A 20,736-nucleotide genomic window follows, 5' to 3' on the forward strand; every position below is an offset into this window, starting at 1 on the left:
ATTGATGTTCGTTGTGAGTAAAGCGAACCGGTTGGCGATATACCCTTGCGGGCATGGTGCCCGATGCTACAGCACAGGCACAGCAACGAGGTTCGTAAATGTCTACAGATTTTGACCTGTTTGTCATCGGCGGCGGCATCAATGGTGTCGGCGTGGCGCGTGATGCGCAAGGGCGGGGCCTGCGTGTCGCGCTTGCCGAAATGAATGACCTGGCCTCGGCGACCTCTTCTACCTCGACCAAGCTGTTCCACGGCGGGTTGCGCTATCTGGAGTTCTTTGAGTTCGGGCTTGTTCGCAAGGCGCTGATCGAGCGGGAAGTGCTGTTGTCGGCGATGCCGCATATCTCATGGCCGATGCGTTTTGTCTTGCCGTACCACAAGGACATGCGGTTCGAAAATGAAACGCCAACCTCGCGGCTCTTGTCGCTGGTGATGCCTTGGATGAAAGGCCGCAGACCGGCCTGGCTGATCCGATTGGGGTTATTCATGTACGACAATCTTGGGGGGCGCAAAATTCTACCCGGCACGCGCACGGTCGACCTGACAAAAGACCCGCTTGGCCAGCCGCTGAAGCAGAAATTTGCGCAGGCCTACGAGTATTCTGACTGCTGGATCGAGGATTCGCGACTTGTTGTGCTTAACGCCCGCGATGCAGAGTTGCGCGGCGCGAAGATTATGGTGCGGACCAAGGTGACCGCGGCGCGGCGCGGCGCAGATCATTGGGTTGTGACGGTTGAGGGGCCTGACGGTGTGCAAAGCTTCACTGCGCGCGCCTTAGTCAACGCGGGCGGCCCGTGGGTTGAGAACATCGTGCGCAACACGGTGCGGTTGAACACTTCTGAAGGGATCAGGCTGGTGCGCGGCAGCCATATCGTCACCAAGAAACTCTATGACCACGACAAGTGCTACTTTTTCCAAGGCGAAGATGGCCGGATCATCTTTGCGATCCCTTACGAGACTGATTTTACCCTGATCGGCACCACAGATGCAGAACATGATGATCTGCACCGAACGCCAATCGCAACAGAGGCAGAGCAGGACTATCTGTGCGCCTTTGCCAGCCAGTATTTTGAAAAACCCGTGTCGCGTGATGATGTTGTCTGGACCTATTCCGGTGTCCGCCCGCTTTATGACGACGGGGCCAAATCAGCGACGGCAGCGACGCGCGATTATGTGCTGTCGCTGGATGACACCGGCGCACCCTTGCTGAGTATTTTTGGTGGCAAGATCACGACATACCGCAAGCTGGCCGAAAACGTCATGGCCAAGCTGGCCCCACTCGTCGGCGGGACGGGCCCGTGGACGGCAGGTGTGGCCTTGCCCGGCGGCGATTTTCCCGTGGGCGATGTCGACAAGGAAATTGCCGCACTGCGCAGCGACTTTGCCTTTCTGGACGACCGATGGGCAAAGCGCTTGATCCGCGCCTATGGCACCGATGCCCGTGTGATGCTGGGCGACTCGGAAACGGCAGCCGATCTGGGCCGCGACTTTGGTGCGACGCTGACCGAGGCTGAAGTGCGCTGGCTCATGACCCATGAATATGCACGTGCTGCGGCGGATGTGGTTTGGCGGCGCAGCAAACTTGGCCTGCGGATGACGCAAAAACAGATCGCTGCTCTTGATCAATTCATGTCCAAGACTGCCCCCATGGCAGTCGCGTGACAGATCAAACAGAGTTCTTCGCGGGGTGTTGCCCCCAGTGGGCGGCTTTGACAGCATGCCGGCAATGACAACCGCAGGACGGCAGCAATGACGACAGAGCAATGGCACTATGTTGACGGCGGCGATAGTCGCGGACCTTTTTCGATGTCGCAAATCGAAGGGCTGATCCGAAGCGGTACAATCGCTGGCCACACGCTGGTATGGAACGAAAACCTGCCGGTTTGGGAACCCGCAGCGCGCCACTTTGACTTTCAAGACGGGCCACCGCCGATCGGCGCAGCCGCGTCAGGCGGGGTCGTCGGGCATGATGGTCTTTATGTTGGTGCACCCGCGCGCGGCTTTGCCGAGGCGCTGAAGGTGTGTTTCAGTAAATACGCGACCTTCTCGGGCCGCGCGAGCCGGTCAGAGTACTGGTATTTCGTCCTTTGGCAGTTTCTGATCGGATTTGTCACCGGTTTCGTTGACGGGTTCATTCTTGGCGCGACTGGCGATTTTTCACCGCTCAATTCAATTGCGTCACTGGTCCTTTTGCTGCCGACGCTCGCCGTATCCTGGCGCAGGTTGCACGACGTAAATCGCAGCGGCTGGTGGATTGGTGGGTTCTATATTGTGCTTTTTGCTACAGTCGCGCTTGGGTTTTCCATGTATGCGGATGTGCCACTCGACGCTGAACCGGCTGGGTCATTCCTGGCCCTTGCAGGCCTCTTTGGGATTGGCTTTCTCGTCTATACCATTGTCATTCTGGTGTTTTTCTGCACGCGTGGCACACCCGGACCAAACCGTTTCGGATAAAGGAACCCGACCTCATGACCCATATCCTTGCCATTGATCAGGGAACGACCTCGAGCCGCGGCATCATTTTTGACGGTGCGATGAAGATAAAAGCGACTGCTCAGCAGGAATTTGACCAACACTTCCCGCAGTCGGGGTGGGTCGAACATGTGGTCGAGGATTTGTGGACTTCAACCCTGGCCACGTCCCAAGGGGCCATCGCAATGGCGGGCCTGACGGCAGCTGACATCAGTGCCATCGGCATCACCAACCAGCGCGAAACCACCATCGTCTGGGATCGCAACACCGGCAAAGCCATCCACAATGCGATTGTTTGGCAGGACAGGCGCACAGCCGAGATGTGCGAGGCGCTCAAGGCTGACGGATTCGAGGCTGAGATAACGCATCGCACGGGGTTGCTGCTTGATCCCTATTTTTCGGGCACAAAGCTCAAGTGGCTGCTTGAAAACGTGGACGGCGCAAAGGCTGCGGCAGAGGCAGGGGATCTTCTGTTCGGGACTGTCGATTGCTATCTCATTTGGCGGCTCACCAACGGTGCGCGACATGTCACCGACGCGACCAACGCCGCGCGCACGATGCTTTATAACATTCGTGATGGCGTCTGGGACGAAACGATTTGTGCCAAATACGGGATTCCGATGAAGATGTTGCCAGAAGTGCTTGATTGCGCGTCGGATTTCGGGATGACGGCCAAAGAATATTTCGGTGAGGAGTTGCCAATTCTGGGCGTTGCCGGCGATCAGCAGGCCGCAACAATCGGGCAGGCGTGTTTTGCACCGGGCATGTTGAAATCGACCTATGGCACGGGTTGTTTTGCACTGTTGAACACGGGCGAAACTCTGGTCGAAAGCCAAAAGCGTCTGCTGGGCACAATCGCCTATCAATTCGACGGCAAGCCCACTTATGCGCTAGAAGGCTCGATTTTCATTGCAGGGGCCGTGGTGCAATGGCTGCGCGATGGCTTGGGGATCATCGCGAAAGCGGCGGACACGCATCCCCTCGCGGAAAAGGCTGATCCTGCGCAAGAGCTGTATCTGGTGCCCGCATTTACCGGTCTGGGCGCGCCCTATTGGGACGCCAACGCGCGCGGCGCTATCTACGGTCTGACCCGCAATTCCGGACCGGAAGAGTTTGCCCGCGCGGCGCTGGAAAGCGTCGGGTTTCAGACACGTGATCTGCTAGAGGCGATGAAAAGCGACTGGCAAGATGCTGATAATGCGCAGGTTTTACGTGTCGACGGCGGGATGAGTGCCAGTGATTGGGCGATGCAGTTCCTGTCTGACATTTTAGGCTCGCCCGTTGATCGCCCGACCGTGTTGGAAACGACAGCTCTGGGGGCGGCGTGGCTGGCAGGGATGCGCGCAGGGATCTATCCCGATCAGGCAGGTTTTGCGCAAGAATGGGCGCTTGACCAACGGTTTAAGGCCCAGATGGATGATGCGACCCGCGACCGGCGCTATGCCGGGTGGAAGGATGCAATCAGTCGGACGTTATCTGTGCGTTAGTGCTGCGCGGCTTCCCAGGCTTCAAATTCCGCAGCGCGTTTTCTATGAAGTTTATCAAGAGTTTTGGGGCTTAAATTCACCTGAAAATCAGGGGAAACGTTGAGCTTTTTGGGCGCGGGAAAGTCCCCGAATCGATCCTTCAGGAATGCCATCAAACTGTCCTGAGCCTCGTAGCGAAAAAGGTGGTCGACACTTTGGTTCCCATCCGTGTCGCGCAGAAACTTCGCCTGAGATCCGACATTGGCAAAAGGTGCCGGCTTTCCCTTGCAGTATTCCTGGACAAAGGCGTCAAACGACACCTCGCGCGTCGAATTGGGATGCCCGATCAGTGCATCGCGACACCGGTATCGAAACCAGGAACTGAGCCAGTCCACGGGGTTGCGGATCAGGGTCATGACCTCAAGGTCATGAATGTTGGCGGTCTTTAACAGTGGCAGGATGAATCGCTGATACCGATAGCACGGTGCATGCTTAAGATCGGCAGGCTCGCGGATCACCATCGAAGCCCGCGGCGCCAAGGCACCTTCCAGTGCTGTGGTGCCGGTTTTTGGCATCGCTAGAAAGACCAATTTTTCTTTCCTGAAAACAAGCACTTCACGCATCCTTTGTCTCTTCTTCTGCCGCCACTCTACGTCATCAATCCTTTTTTAACCACCTTTTCGCTAGGCTCATTGATGTCGATTTTAGTTGAAATGTTCTTCTTTTGGTCTCATAGAGAAATGAGAACACAAGAAGAACACCGAGCATGATTGCCGCCCTGACAGGGGCGTGACATAAGGACAGGACCAGAATGGCAACGGCAGAACTCCTCAAAATGACTGACAAGAAAACCGCTGATAAGCAAAAGGCGCTGGATTCCGCGCTGGCCCAGATCGAACGGCAGTTCGGCAAGGGGTCGATCATGACCCTAGGCGGTGAAAACAAGATGCCCGACATCGAAGCGACAAGCACCGGATCACTGGGGCTTGATATCGCGCTTGGAATTGGCGGCCTGCCCAAGGGGCGGATTATCGAAATTTACGGGCCGGAATCGTCGGGTAAGACGACGTTGACCCTGCACGCCATCGCGGAAGAGCAGAAAAAGGGCGGCGTTTGCGCCTTTGTCGATGCTGAACATGCGCTGGACCCGACTTATGCAAAAAAGTTGGGTGTGAACCTTGATGAGTTGCTGATTTCGCAGCCCGACACTGGTGAACAAGCGCTTGAGATTGTGGATACGCTGGTGCGGTCTGGCGCCGTCAACATGGTCATCGTCGATTCGGTTGCGGCCCTAACACCAAAGTCAGAGCTTGAGGGCGACATGGGCGACAGCAGTGTCGGTGTGCATGCCCGCCTGATGAGCCAGGCAATGCGCAAGCTGACCGGTTCCATCAACCGGTCTGGCTGCATGGTGATCTTCATCAACCAGATCAGGATGAAGATTGGCGTGATGTTTGGCAGCCCCGAAACTACGACCGGTGGTAACGCGCTGAAATTCTACGCCTCTGTCCGTCTGGACATCCGCCGTATTGGCGCGATCAAGGACCGGGACGAGGTTGTCGGCAACGCGACCCGTGTGAAAGTTGTCAAAAACAAGGTCGCACCGCCGTTCAAACAGGTGGAATTCGACATCATGTATGGCGAAGGCATCTCTAAGAATGGCGAGCTTTTGGACCTGGGCGTCAAAGCCGGTGTGGTCGAAAAGTCCGGCGCGTGGTTCAGCTATGGTGATGAGCGGATCGGGCAGGGGCGTGAAAACTCCAAACTGTTCCTGCGGGAAAACCCGTCAGTGGCGCTTGAGATCGAGGACAAGATCAGGGCTGCCCATGGTCTGGATTTTGATTTGATGGATGACGATCCGACTGAAGACGACGATCTGGTCGAAAGCTGATCAAGTTGGTGCGGGGCGACACCTGAAACGCCTGGCCCGCGCCGAATGCGCGGGGACAATATCCGGGAAAAGGGTGCGGCAAAGCCTGCACCCTTTTTTCGTGCCCGGTGGACAGTAACGGGGCGGGGGGCTATCTGGAACGAACCGCAGTTTTTATGCCCTGGAATACCCATGACAAGCCTTGCTGACATTCGATCCACCTTTCTGGATTATTTCAAACGCCAAGGGCACGAGGTTGTCGCCTCCAGTCCGCTGGTGCCGCGCAACGATCCCACGTTGATGTTCACAAACTCTGGGATGGTGCAATTCAAGAACCGGTTCACGGGCGTTGAAGCGGGGGCCTATGATCGGGCCACAACAGCACAGAAATGCGTCCGGGCCGGAGGTAAGCACAACGATCTCGACAACGTCGGTTATACCGCGCGGCACCACACGTTTTTCGAGATGTTGGGGAATTTCTCTTTTGGTGATTACTTCAAATCAGAAGCGATCCCCTTCGCCTGGGAGTTGGTGACAAAGGAATTAGGTGTTGATGCATCGCGGCTTTTGACCACCGTTTATCACACCGATGACGAAGCGTTCGAAATCTGGAAAAAGATGGGCGTGCCGGAAGACCGGATCATCCGCATCGCGACCTCTGACAATTTCTGGCAGATGGGGCCGACCGGTCCCTGCGGACCCTGTACCGAGATTTTCTACGATCACGGTGATCATATCTGGGGCGGCCCGCCGGGATCGCCGGAAGAAGATGGCGACCGCTTTATCGAGATTTGGAACGTGGTCTTCATGCAAAATGAGCAATTCGAAGACGGCTCGATGAAGGCGCTCGACATGCAGTCGATTGACACCGGCATGGGGCTCGAGCGGATTGCAGCCCTGTTGCAGGGCAGCCATGACAACTATGATACGGACCTTTTCAAAGCGCTGATTGAGGCGTCTGGTCATGTGACCAGCACCGATCCATTTGGGGATGGCAATGTACATCACCGGGTGATTGCCGACCACTTGCGATCAACCTCTTTCTTGATTGCCGAAGGTGTGCTGCCCTCCAACGAGGGCCGCGGTTATGTGCTGCGCCGGATCATGCGCCGCGCGATGCGCCATGCACATCTGCTGGGCGCCAAAGACCCGGTGATGCACAAGCTGGTGCCCGCGCTGGTGCAACAGATGGGGGCCGCCTATCCAGAGTTGGGTCAGGGTCAGCGGTTGATTGAAGAGACATTGTTGAACGAAGAGGTCCGTTTTAAGCAGACCCTTGATCGCGGTTTAAAGCTTTTGGACGATGCTTTGGTTGATGTACCCGAGGGCGCAGACCTGCCGGGCGAGACGGCGTTCAAACTCTACGACACTTACGGCTTTCCGCTTGATCTGACGCAGGATGCGTTGCGCGAAAAAGGTCGTGGGGTGGATACGCCCGGCTTTGACGCGGCGATGGAGGAACAGAAGGCTAAAGCGCGCGCGGCATGGTCCGGTGCAGGCGGCGAAGCGGATGCTGCGGTCTGGTTCGAAGTGGCCGACGACAAGGGCGTCACCGATTTCCTGGGCTACGAGACGACCACGGCAGAAGGTCAAATCGTGGCCTTGCTGGTGGACGGCGCATTGGCGGACACGGCCAAGGGCGAAGTGCAAATCGCGTTGAACCAGTCACCGTTCTATGCCGAAAGCGGCGGTCAGGTGGGTGACGCAGGCGAGATCGTGACCGAAACGGGCCGGGCCACTGTGACCGACACCCGCAAAGTGGCCGGGGTCTTCGTGCATGTCGCGCAGGTGACTGAAGGTGAGATCAAGATGGGGCAAGGCGCAGAACTGCGCGTTGATCCGACGCGCCGTGGCGACATTCAGGCGAACCACTCGGCCACGCACCTGTTGAACGAGGCACTGCGGAGCACGCTTGGTGATCACGTGGTGCAGCGCGGATCGCTGAACGCGCCGGACCGCCTGCGGTTTGACTTCAGCCATCAAACAGCGCTGCACGCGGATGAGATTGAGAAGGTCGAACGCGAAGTAAACGCGCTGATCCGCCAAAACGGCGCGGTGGAAACCCGGATCATGGCACCTGATGACGCCCGCGCGCTGGGGGCCCAGGCGCTTTTTGGTGAGAAATATGGCGACGAGGTGCGCGTTGTTTCAATGGGTGTGGCCGAAGGATCGGGCAAAGGGACGGACGGCCAGACCTATTCGGTCGAATTGTGCGGCGGCACGCATGTAAAGCGCTTGGGTGAGATTGGTGCCTTTGTCGCGCTGGGTGACAGCGCGTCCAGCGCGGGCGTGCGCCGGTTCGAGGCGCTGACCGGGCAGGCGGCCCTTGATTATCTGCGGACGCAGGATCGGCAGTTGGCCGATGTGGCAGCCGCGCTCAAAACCCCCACTTCAGAGGTTGCCGACCGGGTTAGATCATTGATGGATGAACGTAAGGCGCTGACCAACGAAGTCGCACAATTGCGTCGTGATCTGGCAATGGGCGGCGCTGGCGACGCGGGGCCCACCCAAGAGGACGTGAATGGCATGTGCTTTATGGGCCAGGTCATGCAAGGCGTCACCGGTAAGGACCTGCCGGCGTTGGTTGATCAATTCAAGGAAAAGATTGGCAGCGGCGTGGTCCTGTTGATTGCCGATGCGGGCGGCAAAGCGGCCGTTGCAGCAGGTGTGACTACTGACTTGACGAACAAGGTGTCGGCGGTCGATGTCCTGCGCGCAGCAGTACCGCTGTTGGGCGGCAAAGGTGGTGGCGGGCGGCCCGATATGGCGCAGGGCGGTGGTGCGTCAGCGGACAAGGCCGATGAAGCGATTGCTGCCGCAAAGACCTATCTGGAGGGGATCTGATGCCGACAGCACTGTGGATTGCACATGTGAAAGTCACCGACGCAGAGGCCTATGGCCGTTATGCCGAGCTTGCCACCGGGGCCATTGCAGCCCATGGCGGGCAATTCCTTGCCCGTGGCGGGGCTTATGAGCAGCTTGAGGGGCCGGATCGTCCTCGCAATGTGGTCGCACGGTTCCCGTCGTTGCAGGCCGCCCATGATTGCTATTATTCGGATGCGTACCAAGAGGCGCTCAGCCACGCCAAAGGGGCAGCCGAACGCGAGTTGAGCATCATTGAAGAGGCCGAATGAAGGGCCAACTGGCCGAAATGATGGGGCGTCACGCACAAGACGGACGCCTTGACTGGATCGGCCTGCGGCCAGAACGGCGCGGCGCCGTCCTGACACCGGATCACGCGGAAATCACGGCTGATGGACTGGCGGGCGATCATGCCAGCGCGGACAAACGCGCAGTGACGTTGATTCAGGCCGAACATATACCGGTGATCGCCACGTTGGCAGGTCTCGGGGGCGTTGAGCCAACAGACCTGCGCCGGAACCTGATGATCTCGGGCATCAACCTTTATGCTTTGCGCAAGGCAAACCTGCGGATCGGCGATGCCATCTTGCATGTAACGGGGCCTTGCCCGCCGTGTTCGCGGATGGAAGAGGTGCTTGGGCCCGGCGGCTACAACGCAATGCGCGGGCACGGCGGTTGGTATGCATCTGTCGTCACACCGGGGCACATCAAGTTGGGCGCCCCGGTTACCGTCATCGCAGCAGGTTAGCTGGCAGCGCGTGCCTGACGCTTGCGCTCATGCGGATCAAGGTAACGCTTGCGCAGGCGGATCGCATTGGGCGTCACTTCGACCAATTCATCATCGTCGATATAGGCAATCGCCTGTTCCAGTGACATGGTGACCGGTGGCGTCAGACGCACAGCTTCGTCCGTGCCGGATGCGCGGACGTTGGTCAGCTTTTTGCCCTTCAGCGGATTTACTTCCAGATCGTTGTCGCGGCTGTGCTCGCCAATAATCATGCCGGTATAAACCGCTTCTTGCGCGCCGATGAACATCTTGCCGCGCTCTTCAAGGTTCCACAGCGCAAATGCGACAGAAGCACCATTTTCCATCGAAATCAGAACGCCTTGGCGACGGCCCTGAATAGAACCCTTATAGGCCGTCCAGCCGTGGAAAATGCGGTTCAATACGCCAGAACCGCGCGTGTCGGTCAGGAACTCGCCGTGATAGCCGATCAACCCGCGCGAGGGGACATGGGCAATGATCCGTGTTTTGCCTGCGCCAGCGGGCTTCATCTCGGTCAGCTCGCCCTTGCGGGGGCCGGTCAGTTTTTCCACGACAACGCCGGTGTATTCGTCGTCCACGTCGATCGTGACTTCCTCGACCGGTTCCATGCGCTGGCCGTTCTCCTCACGGAAAATCACCTGTGGGCGCGAGATCGACAGCTCAAACCCTTCACGGCGCATGTTTTCAATCAGGACACCCATCTGCAATTCACCGCGGCCGGACACCTCAAAAGCGTCACCGCCCGGTGTGTCGGCGATTTTGATCGCGACATTGACCTCGGCCTCTTTCATCAACCGGTCGCGGATAACGCGGGACTGCACTTTCTTGCCGTCCTTGCCTGCCAGCGGGCTGTCGTTGATGCCAAAGGTCACGGTGATTGTCGGCGGGTCAATCGGTTGGGCGGGCAGGGGAATGTCGATCGCGGGGTCACACAGCGTGTCAGCCACGGTCGCCTTGGCCATACCGGCGACGGTCACGATGTCGCCTGCCTCGGCCAGTTCAATCGGCTGCTGACCCAAGCCCCGGAACGCGAGGATTTTCGAGACGCGAAATTGTTCGATCTTGTCGCCGGTGCGGCTGAGCGCCTTGATCGTGTCACCTGCTTTCAAAGTCCCAGACTCCACTCGTCCGGTTAGAATGCGACCAATGAACGGGTCCGCCGACAGGGTCGTTGCAAGCATCTGGAACGGTTCGTCCTTGCGTGCGATCTGCTTGGGCGTCGGCACGTGATCGACGATCAGATCAAAAAGCGCGTCGAGGTTTTCGCGCGGTCCGTCCAGTTCCGCATCACACCAGCCCGACCGGCCAGAGGCGTACATCACAGGGAAGTCGAGCTGCTCGTCAGAGGCTTCCAAAGCGGCGAACAGGTCAAAGACATTATCGACGGCCTGATCCGGCTCTCCATCGGGTTTGTCGACCTTGTTGACCACCACAATAGGCCGCAGCCCCAGCGCCAGCGCCTTAGAGGTCACGAATTTGGTCTGTGGCATTGGTCCCTCGGCGGCGTCCACCAGCAGTACGACGCCATCGACCATCGACAGAATCCGCTCAACCTCGCCACCGAAATCGGCGTGGCCAGGGGTGTCGACGATGTTGATGCGCTTGCCCTTCCACTCAACTGACGTGCACTTGGCCAGAATTGTGATCCCGCGCTCACGCTCGATATCGTTGCTGTCCATCGCGCGTTCGGTGATGGCTTCATTCTCACGGTAGACGCCGGATTGCTTCAAAAGCTCATCCACCAGCGTGGTCTTGCCGTGGTCAACGTGTGCGATAATCGCGATATTGCGAATGTCCATTGGTCTGCCCTTTTGCGGAGTTGCCGCGCGGATAACGCGGGGCGCGCGCAAAGGCCAGCCCTGATTTCCCTAGTGCCGCGTCGTCGCTGAAAAGAGGTGGATCACCAGTATGCCTGCAAGGATCAGTGCGATGCCCAGAATTGCTGGGCCATCAAGTTTCTGACCAAAGACGGCGTAGCCGATCAGTGCGATCAGTACGATGCCCAATCCCGACCAGATGGCATACATGATCCCTACCGGCAGCGTGCGCAATGTCAGCGACAGCAGATAGAATGCCAGTGCATATGACACCACCACCACGATTGAGGGCAGTGGTTTGGTGAACTGCTGGCTGGCTTGTAGTGCCGTGGTGCCGATTGTTTCGGCGGCGACTGCGACGAATAGATACAGGTAAGTCATGGGCAATGTCCGTTTGTGACGTGGGGTCTGGTCAGGCTTTCCTGACTTCGCATCGGATACGAGACGATGCCAGTCTGCGGCAATCATTGATAGATCCAAATCGAAGAGACCTTTGACCCTTCATAGAAAGGACACGTCATGTTCTGGCGCCATCGTATCTGCTTTCCTCTTCCAATGCCGCGCAGGGCCCTCAGCCACCGTTTGGCCGATTTGCTGATCAGCCCCGCGGTCCAGACGATCAATTTTCGGCTAGGCCACGTGCATGTCTTTCCCAGCCACTTTCGTGCGGTGTCCGATGCGTTGCGCGACGGGCGGGTGGCGGTCAATTTTGAACCCGCCCGGCTGACCGCCGAGGGCAGTGATGCGGAATATGATTCAGGGGCGAACGCCTTTGCCTTTGCATCGGATGGTGTGCTCGACACTGCCCTTGGGCGCGCCACGGCCATCCACGAGGCAAGCCATGCAGGCGCGGATTTCCTCAAGAAAGGCACGGCGATCCGGCAAGAAGAAGGCGCGGCCTTTATTTGCGAGGCGTGGTATCTGCTGAACACCGGTGTTGATCCGGCCTCCAGCGATGTGCCCGCCAACACCATCGCCGCCGCACGCGCCATGCGCGACAGGTGCTTGCCGTCGGTTCCGGTCAACGCCTCCGCCAATGAGATCAACACTGTGCGGCGGGATATGGCGAACCGCGGGTACGAAAATGCGTTTTACGGAAACGACGGGTTTTAGGGCCCACGAGTCAAATGGGCCGCCCCGGCAGGGACGGCCCAAGTATTCATCACTTTGATCTATGCGCGATCTTACATCGCGGCGTTCAGATTTTCGTCAATCTTCTCAAGGAAGCCTTCGGTGGTCAGCCACTTCTGATCGGGACCGACCAGCAGGGCCAGATCCTTGGTCATGTGGCCGCTTTCGACAGTATCGACAATTACCTTTTCCAGCGTGTTGGCGAAGCTTGCCAGCTGCGCGTTGTCGTCCAGCTTGGCGCGATGCTTCAGACCACCGGTCCAGGCAAAGATCGACGCGATCGAGTTGGTGGACGTCGCATTGCCTTTCTGGTGCTGGCGGTAATGTCGGGTCACGGTACCATGGGCGGCTTCGGCCTCAACAATCTTGCCATCGGGGGTCATCAGTTGGCTGGTCATCAGACCAAGCGAGCCAAAGCCCTGTGCGACAGTATCCGACTGCACATCACCGTCGTAGTTCTTACAGGCCCAGACAAAACCACCCGACCATTTCATCGCTGCGGCCACCATGTCGTCAATCAGACGGTGTTCATAGCTGATACCTTTGGCTTCGAACTTGTCCTTGAACTCTTCCTGATAGATTCGTTCAAAGATCAGCATGAACTGACCGTCATATTGCTTGAGGATCGTGTTCTTGGTCGACAGATAAACCGGCCAGCCAAGGTTCAAACCGTAGTTGAGCGAGGCGCGGGCGAAATCCTCGATCGACTTATCAAGGTTATACATGCCCATGTAGACGCCGGATGATGGTGCGTCGAAGACTTCTTCTTCCATCACGGTGCCGTCTTCGCCGACAAATTTCATAGACAGTTTGCCCGGTCCGGGGAATTTCATGTCGGTGGCGCGGTACTGGTCGCCATAGGCATGACGGCCGATGACGATTGGTTGCGTCCAGCCCGGCACAAGGCGCGGCACGTTCTGGCAGATAATCGGGGCACGGAAGACCACACCACCAAGGATATTGCGGATTGTGCCATTGGGGCTGCGCCACATCTTCTTGAGGCCGAATTCCTCAACCCGGGCTTCATCGGGTGTGATGGTCGCACATTTTACGCCAACGCCGATTTCCTTGATCTTCTCGGCGGCATCAATGGTGATCTGGTCGTTTGTCTCGTCGCGCGCTTCGATCCCCAGATCGTAATACAGCAGGTCCACGTCGAGATAAGGAAGGATCAGCTTTTTCTTGATGAAGTCCCAGATGATCCGGGTCATTTCGTCACCGTCGAGTTCGACGATGGGGTTCTCTACCTTGATTTTCGACATGATGTCCCTCTGCGGCTGGAATGGTTTGGCCGTGCCATAGCGGATAAAGCGGGCGGGGAAAAGATGGTATACAGTTGTATGCCGAAAAATCTTGGGATCGGCCTAATCGGGGCAGATCGGTTTAGATGCGCGCGCGGCGACGGCGCCCCATTAGGGCCAGTGCTGCTATCACACTGCCAAGCATTCCCATGGCGGGTGGCACCGGCACGGGTGCGGGTGTGGGTGGCGTGGTCGGTGTTGTACCTGACCCGCTGGATGAACTGCCCGCAGCCGTCCCGCCCCCGGCCCGGCAGGTTCTTCCGGTCGGATCAGATTCGATCACCCAAAAGGACGTGCCATCTGGAATCGCGGTACAGGTATTGGACCCTGTATCTGACGCTGGTCCAATAGGCGGGTTGGCAATGATGATCGCGGGAGTCCGCACGATGGGCGTCCAAGTTCGGCCAGGACGGCGGAAAGGGGGTGCATTATAGCCAAAGGGCGGTGCCAGATTGGTGATGAGATCGTCCGTCACGATAGGTGGCGTCAGCAGCGGTGTCCAAAACACCTCTGGGGTCATTGGCCAAGGCGGCGCGCTGTACTGCTGACGACCAAAAGGTACGGTTTCCTTGCGGCACACCTCTGCATAGCGGGCATAATAGTCGTCCCACTCCTTTTGGAACCGGGGCAGGACCATCTCTGTCCCGGTCAGGTTGGATAATTCGGATTGGGTCAAGGCGCGAGCGCAAGGTTCTGGCAGGCACGTTCTGGGCATCCGAACCTTGCCTGCAAGGGTGAAAGCAAGCGCTGGATTGTCGTATTCCGCATCCAGATATTTCGCATCGATGCAAGAATAGCCAAGGTCATCAACAGTGGTGATATCATCAATAGACAAGGGGTTTGCCTGCGCGGTCTGCGCGGCAGTCAGGAATCCTAAACAAAGAAGGCCCTTGCGAAACATGCCATTTTGTCGCCCGCAGAGACGTCAAAAATGGGACCGAATAATGTTAATTTTGTCTTAATGGCCTTAATTTCATGGGAAAAATCGCCAGTTTTCCCCTCAGAATCGAAGATGGTAGGCCCGGCAGGACTTGAACCCGCAACCAAAGCGTTATGAGCGCTCTGCTCTAACCAATTGAGCTACAGGCCCCCGATCTGGCCCTTGCTATCAGAACGGGGTCTGCTTTCAAGTGGTGTTGCGAGCGACCAAGGATCGCTCGCACATTGTCAAAGTGTCAGCCGTCCGACATCATCGCGTCGCCGTCTTTCATCATCGCAGCACCATCGGACATCATGGCATCGCCGTCCTTCATCATGGCTGCGTCGCCATCTTTCATCATGGCGTCATCTTTCATCATGCCGCCGTGTTCTTCGCAGGCGGCAAGACCGGCAATCACGCAGGCGGTCAAAATCAGTTTCCGTGTCATTCTATCCCTCCTATTGGATCATGGCAGAAGGGACCGGACTGCGACATTCTGTCAATCACGACGCCCTGACAAAGCGGTGAGGCAATGTTGCAGGCGACAGGCTCTGGTCAGTGGGGGCTGCTTGCGGTAAGGCGACGCTCAAAGCTGGCAAGGGGGCGATATGACCATCAAGAACGGGCTGACCTACGCAGAGGCGGGCGTCGATATTGACGCAGGCAACACGCTTGTAGAGCGGATCAAACCGGCGGCCAAGCGGACGGCGCGACCGGGTGTCATGGCGGGATTGGGCGGCTTTGGCGCGCTTTTTGACCTCAAGGGCGCAGGCTACGAAGACCCGGTGCTGGTTGCGGCAACCGATGGCGTTGGGACCAAGTTGCGCATCGCAATTGATACCGGCAACGTCGACACGATCGGCATTGATCTGGTCGCCATGTGCGTCAACGACCTGGTGTGCCAGGGCGCTGAGCCGCTGTTTTTCCTGGATTATTTCGCGACCGGCAAACTGAATATCGACGACGCCACGCGCATCATCAACGGCATTGCGGCCGGCTGCGAAGCCTCGGGTTGCGCGCTGATCGGTGGCGAGACGGCAGAGATGCCCGGCATGTATCATGACGGCGACTTTGACCTTGCCGGTTTCGCTGTGGGTGCGATGGAACGCGGCGCTGATTTGCCGCGCGATGTTGTGGAAGGTGACGTCTTGTTGGGGCTCGCCTCGGACGGCGTACACTCTAACGGCTATTCGCTGGTCCGTCGGATCGTGGATCTGTCGGGCCTTGGTTGGGGAGACGATGCGCCATTCACTGAGGGTACGTTGGGCGCGGCCCTTCTGGCACCGACGCGCCTGTACGTCAAACAGGCGCTGGCTGCAGTGCGCGCGGGCGGAGTGCATGGTTTGGCGCATATTACGGGCGGTGGTCTGACCGAGAACCTGCCGCGTGTCCTGCCGGATGGTCTTGGTGCTGACGTCGATCTTTCCAGTTGGACCTTGCCGCCTGTGTTCCGCTGGCTCGCCGATCAAGGCGGTATGGCCGAGGCTGAGATGCTCAAGACGTTTAATGCCGGTATTGGCATGGTGCTGGTCGTGGCCCCGGACCGGGCCGCTGCCCTGACCGACCTGCTGCAAACCGCGGGCGAAACAGTACACACCTTGGGCCATGTGACGACCGGTGCCGGCGTGCGCTATGCGGGTCGGCTCGCATGACCAAAAGGGTCGCGATCCTGATTTCGGGTGGCGGGTCGAACATGGTGGCGCTGGTACAATCCATGATGGGTGACCACCCCGCGCGGCCTGTACTTGTGCTGTCGAACAAGGCAGACGCGGGCGGGCTGCAAAAGGCCGCTGATCTGGGTATCCCCACAAGCGCGATCAGCCACAAGGATTTCCCCGATCGTGATGCCTTTGACGCAGCGTTGAGTGCGCGGCTGAAAGAAGCGGCACCCGACATCATCTGCCTTGCGGGTTTCATGCGCATCTTCACACCAGGGTTCACTACGCATTGGCAAGGCAAGATACTCAACATCCACCCCTCACTTCTGCCAAAGCATAAAGGGCTGAACACCCATGCCAGGGCGCTGGATGCCGGGGATGTGGATCATGGTTGCACCGTGCATGAGGTGACGGCAGACCTCGATGACGGCCCGATCCTTGGACAGGCGCGGTTGACTGTCGCGCCCGATGACACCCCTGACACGCTGGCCCAACGCGTCTTGCCGTTGGAACATGCACTTTATCCTGCGGTCCTGCGTCGCTTTGCAAATGGAGACCGCACCCCTGTCATGCCTGACGCTTAGGGCAGCCTTCCCAACTTCTCTGCAATCGCCTATGAATTGTCAGGCGCGCGTGACGCGCCACAAAGAATGACAGGCCACGATGCAGACCATTACCACGACCGATGCCCTTGCCGCCTTTTGCGCCGAGGCGGCCAAACGCCCCTATGTCACTGTCGATACAGAGTTTTTACGGGAACGCACCTATTATTCGAAACTGTGTTTGGTGCAGCTTGCCTATCAGGATGACGCAGGCGCCGATGCCGTTCTGGTTGATCCGCTAGCTGATGAGCTGTCGCTCGAACCACTTTACGATCTTTTTCGCGATGCGGGCGTGGTCAAGGTTTTCCACGCGGCTCGCCAGGATCTTGAGATTTTCTTTGTCGACGCCGGGCTGATCCCGGCACCTTTGTTTGACACACAAGTGGCCGCGATGGTCTGTGGCTTTGGTGATCAGGTGGGCTATGAAACTCTGGTCCGTAAGATCGCGCAGGCTGGCTTGGACAAGTCCAGCCGTTTCACCGACTGGTCCCGCCGCCCGCTGACGGACGCGCAAAAGACCTATGCGCTGGCCGACGTCACGCATCTGCGCGATATTTATGAATACCTGTCTGAGCGGCTTGAAAAATCGGGCCGCAAGAAATGGGTCACCGAAGAAATGGCCGTGCTGAACGCGCCAGAGACATATGCCGCTGATCCTGCGACCGCTTGGGAGCGGGTCAAGACGCGCACCAGTTCTGGCAAGTTTCTGGCGATCGTGCGGGAACTGGCGCGGTTTCGCGAAACCTACGCGCAAGAACGCAATATACCACGCAACCGGGTGTTCAAGGACGATGCATTGGTTGAGCTTGCCTCGACCAAGCCGCAGAACGAGAAAGACCTGAGCCGGTCGCGCCTTTTGCTGCGCGAGGCGCGGCGCGGGGACATCGCCGCCGGTATACTGGCGGCAATTCAAACCGGTATGGCTGTGCCAAATGATCAGTTGCCGAAGGCCGACAACAGCCGCGAAAAGCTGCAAGTGAACCCCGCAATTGCCGATATGCTGCGCGTACTGCTTAAGGCCAAGGCCGATCAGGAAGGGGTCGCGCAAAAGCTGATTGCAAACGCTCAGGATCTTGATCAACTGGCTGCTGGCAAGCGTGACATCCCTGCACTCAAGGGCTGGCGGGCAGAGGTATTTGGCAAAGACGCACTCCGCCTATGCGACGGCGAAGTCGCTTTGGCCGTGAAGGGCTCAAAAGTGATTTGTGTCGATCGCTAGCGGCTGCTGATCCGCGCATTTCGCGCAGCCTGCACCCGAATACTGCGCACACCGGCCAGCATCGTCGCATCCAGCACCCGCGCGACCGTTACCCGACGCGTATTGGTCTCACCTTGCGGCTGAAAGCCCTGCGGCTGCTCGACCCGAAAGGCAAGGGTCAATGTGCCGCCCTCGAATGCCACGGGAACAAGCTGCGCGTTAAAGCTGCCTTGCGTCGCGGCGACACCCGTTGCCCGCACAATCGCACCGCCCGCATTGCGTGAGATTTCCAGTGTTTCAACGGAGTCGATCAACACACGGCCATCAACCTCGCGTCTCACCATCTCTGCGGTGACAAGCGGGCGCAGATTGCCAGCGGCGTCCACATTGGCAACAGCGGTTGAGCTGCCGAACCAGTTCAACGGGTTCAAACGGGATTCTGCCACGCGGGCGCATCCGGTGGCCGTCACTACGGCGATCAAAGCAAGGGGCAGGGCAGGGCGCATGGGTCACCTTTTTCTCGTCTGGTCAAATAGCTAGCGGGTTTAGAGACGCTTGAAAAGCACCGGGCTGGACGTTTGATGCAATGCGTCCTAGATCGGTCACAAGCTGCAGGAGTTTAGGTCATGGCCACCGCCGCCTTTGAAGAGATCGTCGACGACTTTGAGTTTCTCGATGACTGGGAAGACCGCTATCGCCATGTGATAGACTTGGGCAAGGCAATGGACCCATTAGACGATGCCTTCAAAGTTCCGGCCACCAAGGTTGACGGCTGCGCAAGTCAAGTGTGGCTTGTGCCCAAGACCGACAATGCAACGTTCCGGTTCCAAGGTGACAGTGATGCCATGATCGTGCGCGGCTTGATTGCCGTCTTGCGCGCGCTTTACAACGATGTGCCACTGGCAGAGGTCGCCGCAATAGATGCGTCCGCAGAATTGGCCCGCCTTGGGTTGAACGATCATCTGTCAGCACAACGCTCAAACGGTTTGCGAGCGATGGTCGAACGGATCCGCGAAACCGCGGCAAAAGCCTAAAGCACGCGCAGCGCTTCGGCCAAATCCCCATATCCGGTGAACCGCCGTTCGAATGTTAGCCCCATGCGGTCAGCAATCTCTTCTGCTTTTGCGGTCAACTCGGGGTTCTCGGTCTGCGCCTGGTAAACAAGGCGTTCATAATTGCCGAAATACATGTCCCGCAGGTCGGGATGCCGATCAAGCCCAAGCGGCCGCCAGACAAAGGCGTCAAACTGGCGCACAAGAAAGTCGGTCAGATAAAAGGCCGTCATCTCATCTCGCGCTTCAAAGGCGGCGTTGCCTTCAAAAAAGCTGTAACAGTGCGGACCGGCGATCATGCTGACCCCAAGTTCGGCGCAGGCCGCTTGCAACTGCCCGCCGGTGCCACAGTCGGCATAGACGACAAAAATCTGGTCATAGTCATCGCGGTGTGCCGCAACAGCCGCACGGATACCGGGCACGATCTTTTCGGGGTGGTTGTGATAGATTGCAGGCAGACATTGCAGGTCCAGATGGGTCCAGCCATTCATGCTGCGCAGGGCAAGGATTTCATGGGCCAGCGCCCCACAGGCCAGCAAAAGGATCGGCTTGTCGCCCTTGGGTTCCAACCCGGTGGCTGTCAGGCGCGCATCAAGGTCGGTCATGACCGGCGCGACCAGAACCGGACAACAACCGATCCCACCATCGCGCCAATCAAGATATAGACGGGTGGTACACCCAAAGCAGTCAGCGCCCAGATCGTCAGCCCTGCGGCCAGAATGACGCCAAATATGATCGCAAAAAAGCGGTTTTGGGACATGGTCCCTCCTTTCGCGATCAAGATAGGGACCCGGGCGGGATCAAACCAGCCCGGATCGGCACTCAGGCGGTTGCACCCTGATTGTGTTTGCGTGCGACAAAGGTTTTGGCGGTTTCAACCGCCACCGCAGCATCGCGGCAATAAGCGTCAGCGCCAATGGCCTTGCCAAACTCTTCATTCAGCGGTGCGCCACCGACCAGCACGATATAGTCGTCGCGCAAACCCTTCTCGACCATCGTGTCGATCACGACTTTCATATAGGGCATGGTCGTTGTCAGCAGGGCAGACATGCCAAGGATATCAGGCCCTTCGGTCTCCAACGCTTCAAGATAGCTTTCAACGGCGTTGTTGATCCCCAGGTCGACGACCTCAAAACCGGCACCTTCCATCATCATTGATACAAGGTTCTTGCCAATGTCGTGGATGTCGCCTTTGACCGTCCCGATCACCATCTTGCCGACACGCGGTGCGCCGGTTTCCGCCAAAAGCGGCTTGAGAATGGCCATGCCGCCCTTCATGGCATTCGCCGCCAGCAACACCTCTGGCACGAACAAGATGCCGTCGCGGAAATCTTGCCCGACGATTGTCATGCCGCCCACCAGCGCCTCGGTCAGAATTCGGTAGGGTTCCCACTTGCGTTCCAGCAAGATATTCACGCCTTCCTCAATTTCCTCTTTCATGCCGTCGTAGAGGTCGTCGAACATCTGCGCGACGAGGTCTTCGTCATTCAGTTCCGACAGGATGATTTCGTCTTCGTCCGACATGTTTGTCCTCCAAGGCGCAAGGCGCTGATCCTACTTGGCAATTTAATGCTATTTTGTCGCAGAGGTCACGCGACAAATTACGACATTCGTGCAGCTTGC

Annotated in this window: 22 protein-coding genes and 1 tRNA gene; 12 read left to right on the top strand and 11 right to left on the bottom strand. The window is 58.1% G+C overall.

The features are described from left to right. Window positions 1-98 precede the first annotated feature (98 nt). From glpD to glpK, 3 genes are all read left to right on the top strand, one after another. Window positions 99-1,661, top strand: coding sequence for a glycerol-3-phosphate dehydrogenase (glpD, locus tag AB3Y40_RS07470; protein ID WP_369438166.1), 1,563 nt, complete (start codon window positions 99-101; stop codon window positions 1,659-1,661). An 87-nt stretch (window positions 1,662-1,748) separates the two neighbouring features. Then, a complete protein-coding gene (locus tag AB3Y40_RS07475) occupies window positions 1,749-2,453 on the top strand; it encodes a DUF805 domain-containing protein (RefSeq protein WP_369438167.1) in 705 nt (234 codons plus the stop codon). A gap of 14 nt (window positions 2,454-2,467) precedes the next feature. Continuing rightward, on the top strand, window positions 2,468-3,958 hold the full coding sequence (gene glpK / locus AB3Y40_RS07480) for a glycerol kinase GlpK (RefSeq protein WP_369438168.1): 1,491 nt from the start codon (window positions 2,468-2,470) through the stop codon (window positions 3,956-3,958). Here glpK and AB3Y40_RS07485 read toward each other — a convergent pair. Then, entirely contained in the window at window positions 3,955-4,560 is a 606-nt protein-coding gene (locus tag AB3Y40_RS07485; RefSeq protein ID WP_369438169.1) for a gamma-glutamyl kinase, read from the bottom strand. The two genes, glpK and AB3Y40_RS07485, sit on opposite strands and share 4 nt — an antisense overlap. Before the next feature lie 188 nt (window positions 4,561-4,748). Between AB3Y40_RS07485 and recA the strand changes: the two genes are divergently transcribed. From recA to AB3Y40_RS07505, 4 genes are all read left to right on the top strand, one after another. Then, a complete protein-coding gene (recA, locus tag AB3Y40_RS07490; RefSeq protein WP_369438170.1) occupies window positions 4,749-5,828 on the top strand; it encodes a recombinase RecA in 1,080 nt (359 codons plus the stop codon). 171 nt (window positions 5,829-5,999) lie between these two features. Continuing rightward, complete coding sequence (alaS, locus tag AB3Y40_RS07495; RefSeq protein ID WP_369438171.1) at window positions 6,000-8,651, top strand: alanine--tRNA ligase; 2,652 nt, start codon at window positions 6,000-6,002, stop codon at window positions 8,649-8,651. Next, entirely contained in the window at window positions 8,651-8,941 is a 291-nt protein-coding gene (locus tag AB3Y40_RS07500; RefSeq protein WP_369438172.1) for a DUF1330 domain-containing protein, read from the top strand. The genes alaS and AB3Y40_RS07500 overlap by 1 nt, the downstream gene beginning before the upstream one ends. Then, window positions 8,938-9,417, top strand: coding sequence for an MOSC domain-containing protein (locus AB3Y40_RS07505; protein WP_369438173.1), 480 nt, complete (start codon window positions 8,938-8,940; stop codon window positions 9,415-9,417). Before AB3Y40_RS07500 ends, AB3Y40_RS07505 begins: the two co-directional genes overlap by 4 nt. Here AB3Y40_RS07505 and typA read toward each other — a convergent pair. After that, window positions 9,414-11,234, bottom strand: a complete 1,821-nt coding sequence (gene typA / locus AB3Y40_RS07510) for a translational GTPase TypA (protein WP_369438174.1) — start codon at window positions 11,232-11,234, stop codon at window positions 9,414-9,416. The genes AB3Y40_RS07505 and typA overlap by 4 nt on opposite strands. 69 nt (window positions 11,235-11,303) lie before the next feature. Then, window positions 11,304-11,633, bottom strand: a complete 330-nt coding sequence (locus tag AB3Y40_RS07515) for a DMT family transporter (RefSeq protein WP_369438175.1) — start codon at window positions 11,631-11,633, stop codon at window positions 11,304-11,306. A gap of 174 nt (window positions 11,634-11,807) precedes the next feature. On the opposite strand from AB3Y40_RS07515, the gene AB3Y40_RS07520 reads away from it, so the two are divergent. After that, entirely contained in the window at window positions 11,808-12,365 is a 558-nt protein-coding gene (locus tag AB3Y40_RS07520) for a hypothetical protein (protein WP_369438176.1), read from the top strand. 71 nt (window positions 12,366-12,436) lie between these two features. On the opposite strand, the gene AB3Y40_RS07525 is transcribed toward AB3Y40_RS07520, so the two are convergent. From AB3Y40_RS07525 to AB3Y40_RS07540, 4 genes are all read right to left on the bottom strand, one after another. Further along, window positions 12,437-13,645, bottom strand: coding sequence for an NADP-dependent isocitrate dehydrogenase (locus AB3Y40_RS07525; RefSeq protein ID WP_369438177.1), 1,209 nt, complete (start codon window positions 13,643-13,645; stop codon window positions 12,437-12,439). 121 nt (window positions 13,646-13,766) lie between these two features. Continuing rightward, window positions 13,767-14,519, bottom strand: a complete 753-nt coding sequence (locus tag AB3Y40_RS07530) for a hypothetical protein (protein ID WP_369438178.1) — start codon at window positions 14,517-14,519, stop codon at window positions 13,767-13,769. 178 nt (window positions 14,520-14,697) lie between these two features. Next, window positions 14,698-14,774, bottom strand: a tRNA-Ile gene (locus tag AB3Y40_RS07535). Between the two features lie 85 nt (window positions 14,775-14,859). Then, the gene (locus AB3Y40_RS07540) at window positions 14,860-15,051 is read right to left on the bottom strand and encodes a hypothetical protein (protein WP_369438179.1); all 192 of its coding nucleotides are present in this window, start codon (window positions 15,049-15,051) and stop codon (window positions 14,860-14,862) included. A 160-nt stretch (window positions 15,052-15,211) separates the two neighbouring features. On the opposite strand from AB3Y40_RS07540, the gene purM reads away from it, so the two are divergent. The 3 genes from purM (at window position 15,212) to rnd (ending at window position 18,082) form a co-directional block, all read left to right on the top strand. Next, window positions 15,212-16,255: a phosphoribosylformylglycinamidine cyclo-ligase gene (gene purM / locus AB3Y40_RS07545; RefSeq protein WP_369438180.1), complete on the top strand. Its 1,044-nt coding sequence runs from the start codon at window positions 15,212-15,214 to the stop codon at window positions 16,253-16,255. Then, window positions 16,252-16,845, top strand: coding sequence for a phosphoribosylglycinamide formyltransferase (purN, locus tag AB3Y40_RS07550; RefSeq protein ID WP_369438181.1), 594 nt, complete (start codon window positions 16,252-16,254; stop codon window positions 16,843-16,845). The genes purM and purN overlap by 4 nt, the downstream gene beginning before the upstream one ends. A gap of 79 nt (window positions 16,846-16,924) precedes the next feature. Then, window positions 16,925-18,082 carry a ribonuclease D gene (gene rnd / locus AB3Y40_RS07555; RefSeq protein ID WP_369438182.1) on the top strand — a complete coding sequence of 386 codons (1,158 nt, stop codon included), beginning with the start codon at window positions 16,925-16,927 and terminating at the stop codon, window positions 18,080-18,082. On the opposite strand, the gene AB3Y40_RS07560 is transcribed toward rnd, so the two are convergent. Then, on the bottom strand, window positions 18,079-18,567 hold the full coding sequence (locus tag AB3Y40_RS07560) for a hypothetical protein (protein WP_369438183.1): 489 nt from the start codon (window positions 18,565-18,567) through the stop codon (window positions 18,079-18,081). The genes rnd and AB3Y40_RS07560 overlap by 4 nt on opposite strands. Before the next feature lie 120 nt (window positions 18,568-18,687). Here AB3Y40_RS07560 and AB3Y40_RS07565 point away from each other — a divergent pair, with 120 nt between their 5' ends. Further along, on the top strand, window positions 18,688-19,095 hold the full coding sequence (locus tag AB3Y40_RS07565; protein ID WP_369438184.1) for a SufE family protein: 408 nt from the start codon (window positions 18,688-18,690) through the stop codon (window positions 19,093-19,095). Here AB3Y40_RS07565 and AB3Y40_RS07570 read toward each other — a convergent pair. The 3 genes from AB3Y40_RS07570 to AB3Y40_RS07580 all read right to left on the bottom strand — a co-directional run bounded on the left by AB3Y40_RS07570 (window position 19,092) and on the right by AB3Y40_RS07580 (window position 20,637). Further along, window positions 19,092-19,718: a DUF1638 domain-containing protein gene (locus tag AB3Y40_RS07570; RefSeq protein ID WP_369438185.1), complete on the bottom strand. Its 627-nt coding sequence runs from the start codon at window positions 19,716-19,718 to the stop codon at window positions 19,092-19,094. The two genes, AB3Y40_RS07565 and AB3Y40_RS07570, sit on opposite strands and share 4 nt — an antisense overlap. Then, window positions 19,715-19,873, bottom strand: a complete 159-nt coding sequence (locus tag AB3Y40_RS07575) for a hypothetical protein (RefSeq protein WP_369438186.1) — start codon at window positions 19,871-19,873, stop codon at window positions 19,715-19,717. Before AB3Y40_RS07575 ends, AB3Y40_RS07570 begins: the two co-directional genes overlap by 4 nt. Before the next feature lie 62 nt (window positions 19,874-19,935). Further along, a complete protein-coding gene (locus AB3Y40_RS07580) occupies window positions 19,936-20,637 on the bottom strand; it encodes a corrinoid protein (RefSeq protein ID WP_369438187.1) in 702 nt (233 codons plus the stop codon). Window positions 20,638-20,736 lie beyond the last annotated feature (99 nt).

The organism is Yoonia sp. R2331, assembly GCF_041103235.1.
GTDB lineage: Bacteria > Pseudomonadota > Alphaproteobacteria > Rhodobacterales > Rhodobacteraceae > CANMYO01.

Excerpts from the sequence above, each read along its gene's own strand:
- glpD (WP_369438166.1), top strand. The coding sequence starts at position 99 with ATGTCTACAGATTTTGACCTGTTTGTCATCGGCGGCGGCATCAATGGT.
- AB3Y40_RS07475 (WP_369438167.1), top strand. The coding sequence starts at position 1,749 with ATGACGACAGAGCAATGGCACTATGTTGACGGCGGCGATAGTCGCGGA.
- glpK (WP_369438168.1), top strand. The coding sequence starts at position 2,468 with ATGACCCATATCCTTGCCATTGATCAGGGAACGACCTCGAGCCGCGGC.
- AB3Y40_RS07485 (WP_369438169.1), bottom strand. The coding sequence starts at position 4,560 with ATGCGTGAAGTGCTTGTTTTCAGGAAAGAAAAATTGGTCTTTCTAGCG.
- recA (WP_369438170.1), top strand. The coding sequence starts at position 4,749 with ATGGCAACGGCAGAACTCCTCAAAATGACTGACAAGAAAACCGCTGAT.
- alaS (WP_369438171.1), top strand. The coding sequence starts at position 6,000 with ATGACAAGCCTTGCTGACATTCGATCCACCTTTCTGGATTATTTCAAA.
- AB3Y40_RS07500 (WP_369438172.1), top strand. The coding sequence starts at position 8,651 with ATGCCGACAGCACTGTGGATTGCACATGTGAAAGTCACCGACGCAGAG.
- AB3Y40_RS07505 (WP_369438173.1), top strand. The coding sequence starts at position 8,938 with ATGAAGGGCCAACTGGCCGAAATGATGGGGCGTCACGCACAAGACGGA.
- typA (WP_369438174.1), bottom strand. The coding sequence starts at position 11,234 with ATGGACATTCGCAATATCGCGATTATCGCACACGTTGACCACGGCAAG.
- AB3Y40_RS07515 (WP_369438175.1), bottom strand. The coding sequence starts at position 11,633 with ATGACTTACCTGTATCTATTCGTCGCAGTCGCCGCCGAAACAATCGGC.
- AB3Y40_RS07520 (WP_369438176.1), top strand. The coding sequence starts at position 11,808 with ATGCCGCGCAGGGCCCTCAGCCACCGTTTGGCCGATTTGCTGATCAGC.
- AB3Y40_RS07525 (WP_369438177.1), bottom strand. The coding sequence starts at position 13,645 with ATGTCGAAAATCAAGGTAGAGAACCCCATCGTCGAACTCGACGGTGAC.
- AB3Y40_RS07540 (WP_369438179.1), bottom strand. The coding sequence starts at position 15,051 with ATGACACGGAAACTGATTTTGACCGCCTGCGTGATTGCCGGTCTTGCC.
- purM (WP_369438180.1), top strand. The coding sequence starts at position 15,212 with ATGACCATCAAGAACGGGCTGACCTACGCAGAGGCGGGCGTCGATATT.
- purN (WP_369438181.1), top strand. The coding sequence starts at position 16,252 with ATGACCAAAAGGGTCGCGATCCTGATTTCGGGTGGCGGGTCGAACATG.
- rnd (WP_369438182.1), top strand. The coding sequence starts at position 16,925 with ATGCAGACCATTACCACGACCGATGCCCTTGCCGCCTTTTGCGCCGAG.
- AB3Y40_RS07560 (WP_369438183.1), bottom strand. The coding sequence starts at position 18,567 with ATGCGCCCTGCCCTGCCCCTTGCTTTGATCGCCGTAGTGACGGCCACC.
- AB3Y40_RS07565 (WP_369438184.1), top strand. The coding sequence starts at position 18,688 with ATGGCCACCGCCGCCTTTGAAGAGATCGTCGACGACTTTGAGTTTCTC.
- AB3Y40_RS07570 (WP_369438185.1), bottom strand. The coding sequence starts at position 19,718 with ATGACCGACCTTGATGCGCGCCTGACAGCCACCGGGTTGGAACCCAAG.
- AB3Y40_RS07575 (WP_369438186.1), bottom strand. The coding sequence starts at position 19,873 with ATGTCCCAAAACCGCTTTTTTGCGATCATATTTGGCGTCATTCTGGCC.
- AB3Y40_RS07580 (WP_369438187.1), bottom strand. The coding sequence starts at position 20,637 with ATGTCGGACGAAGACGAAATCATCCTGTCGGAACTGAATGACGAAGAC.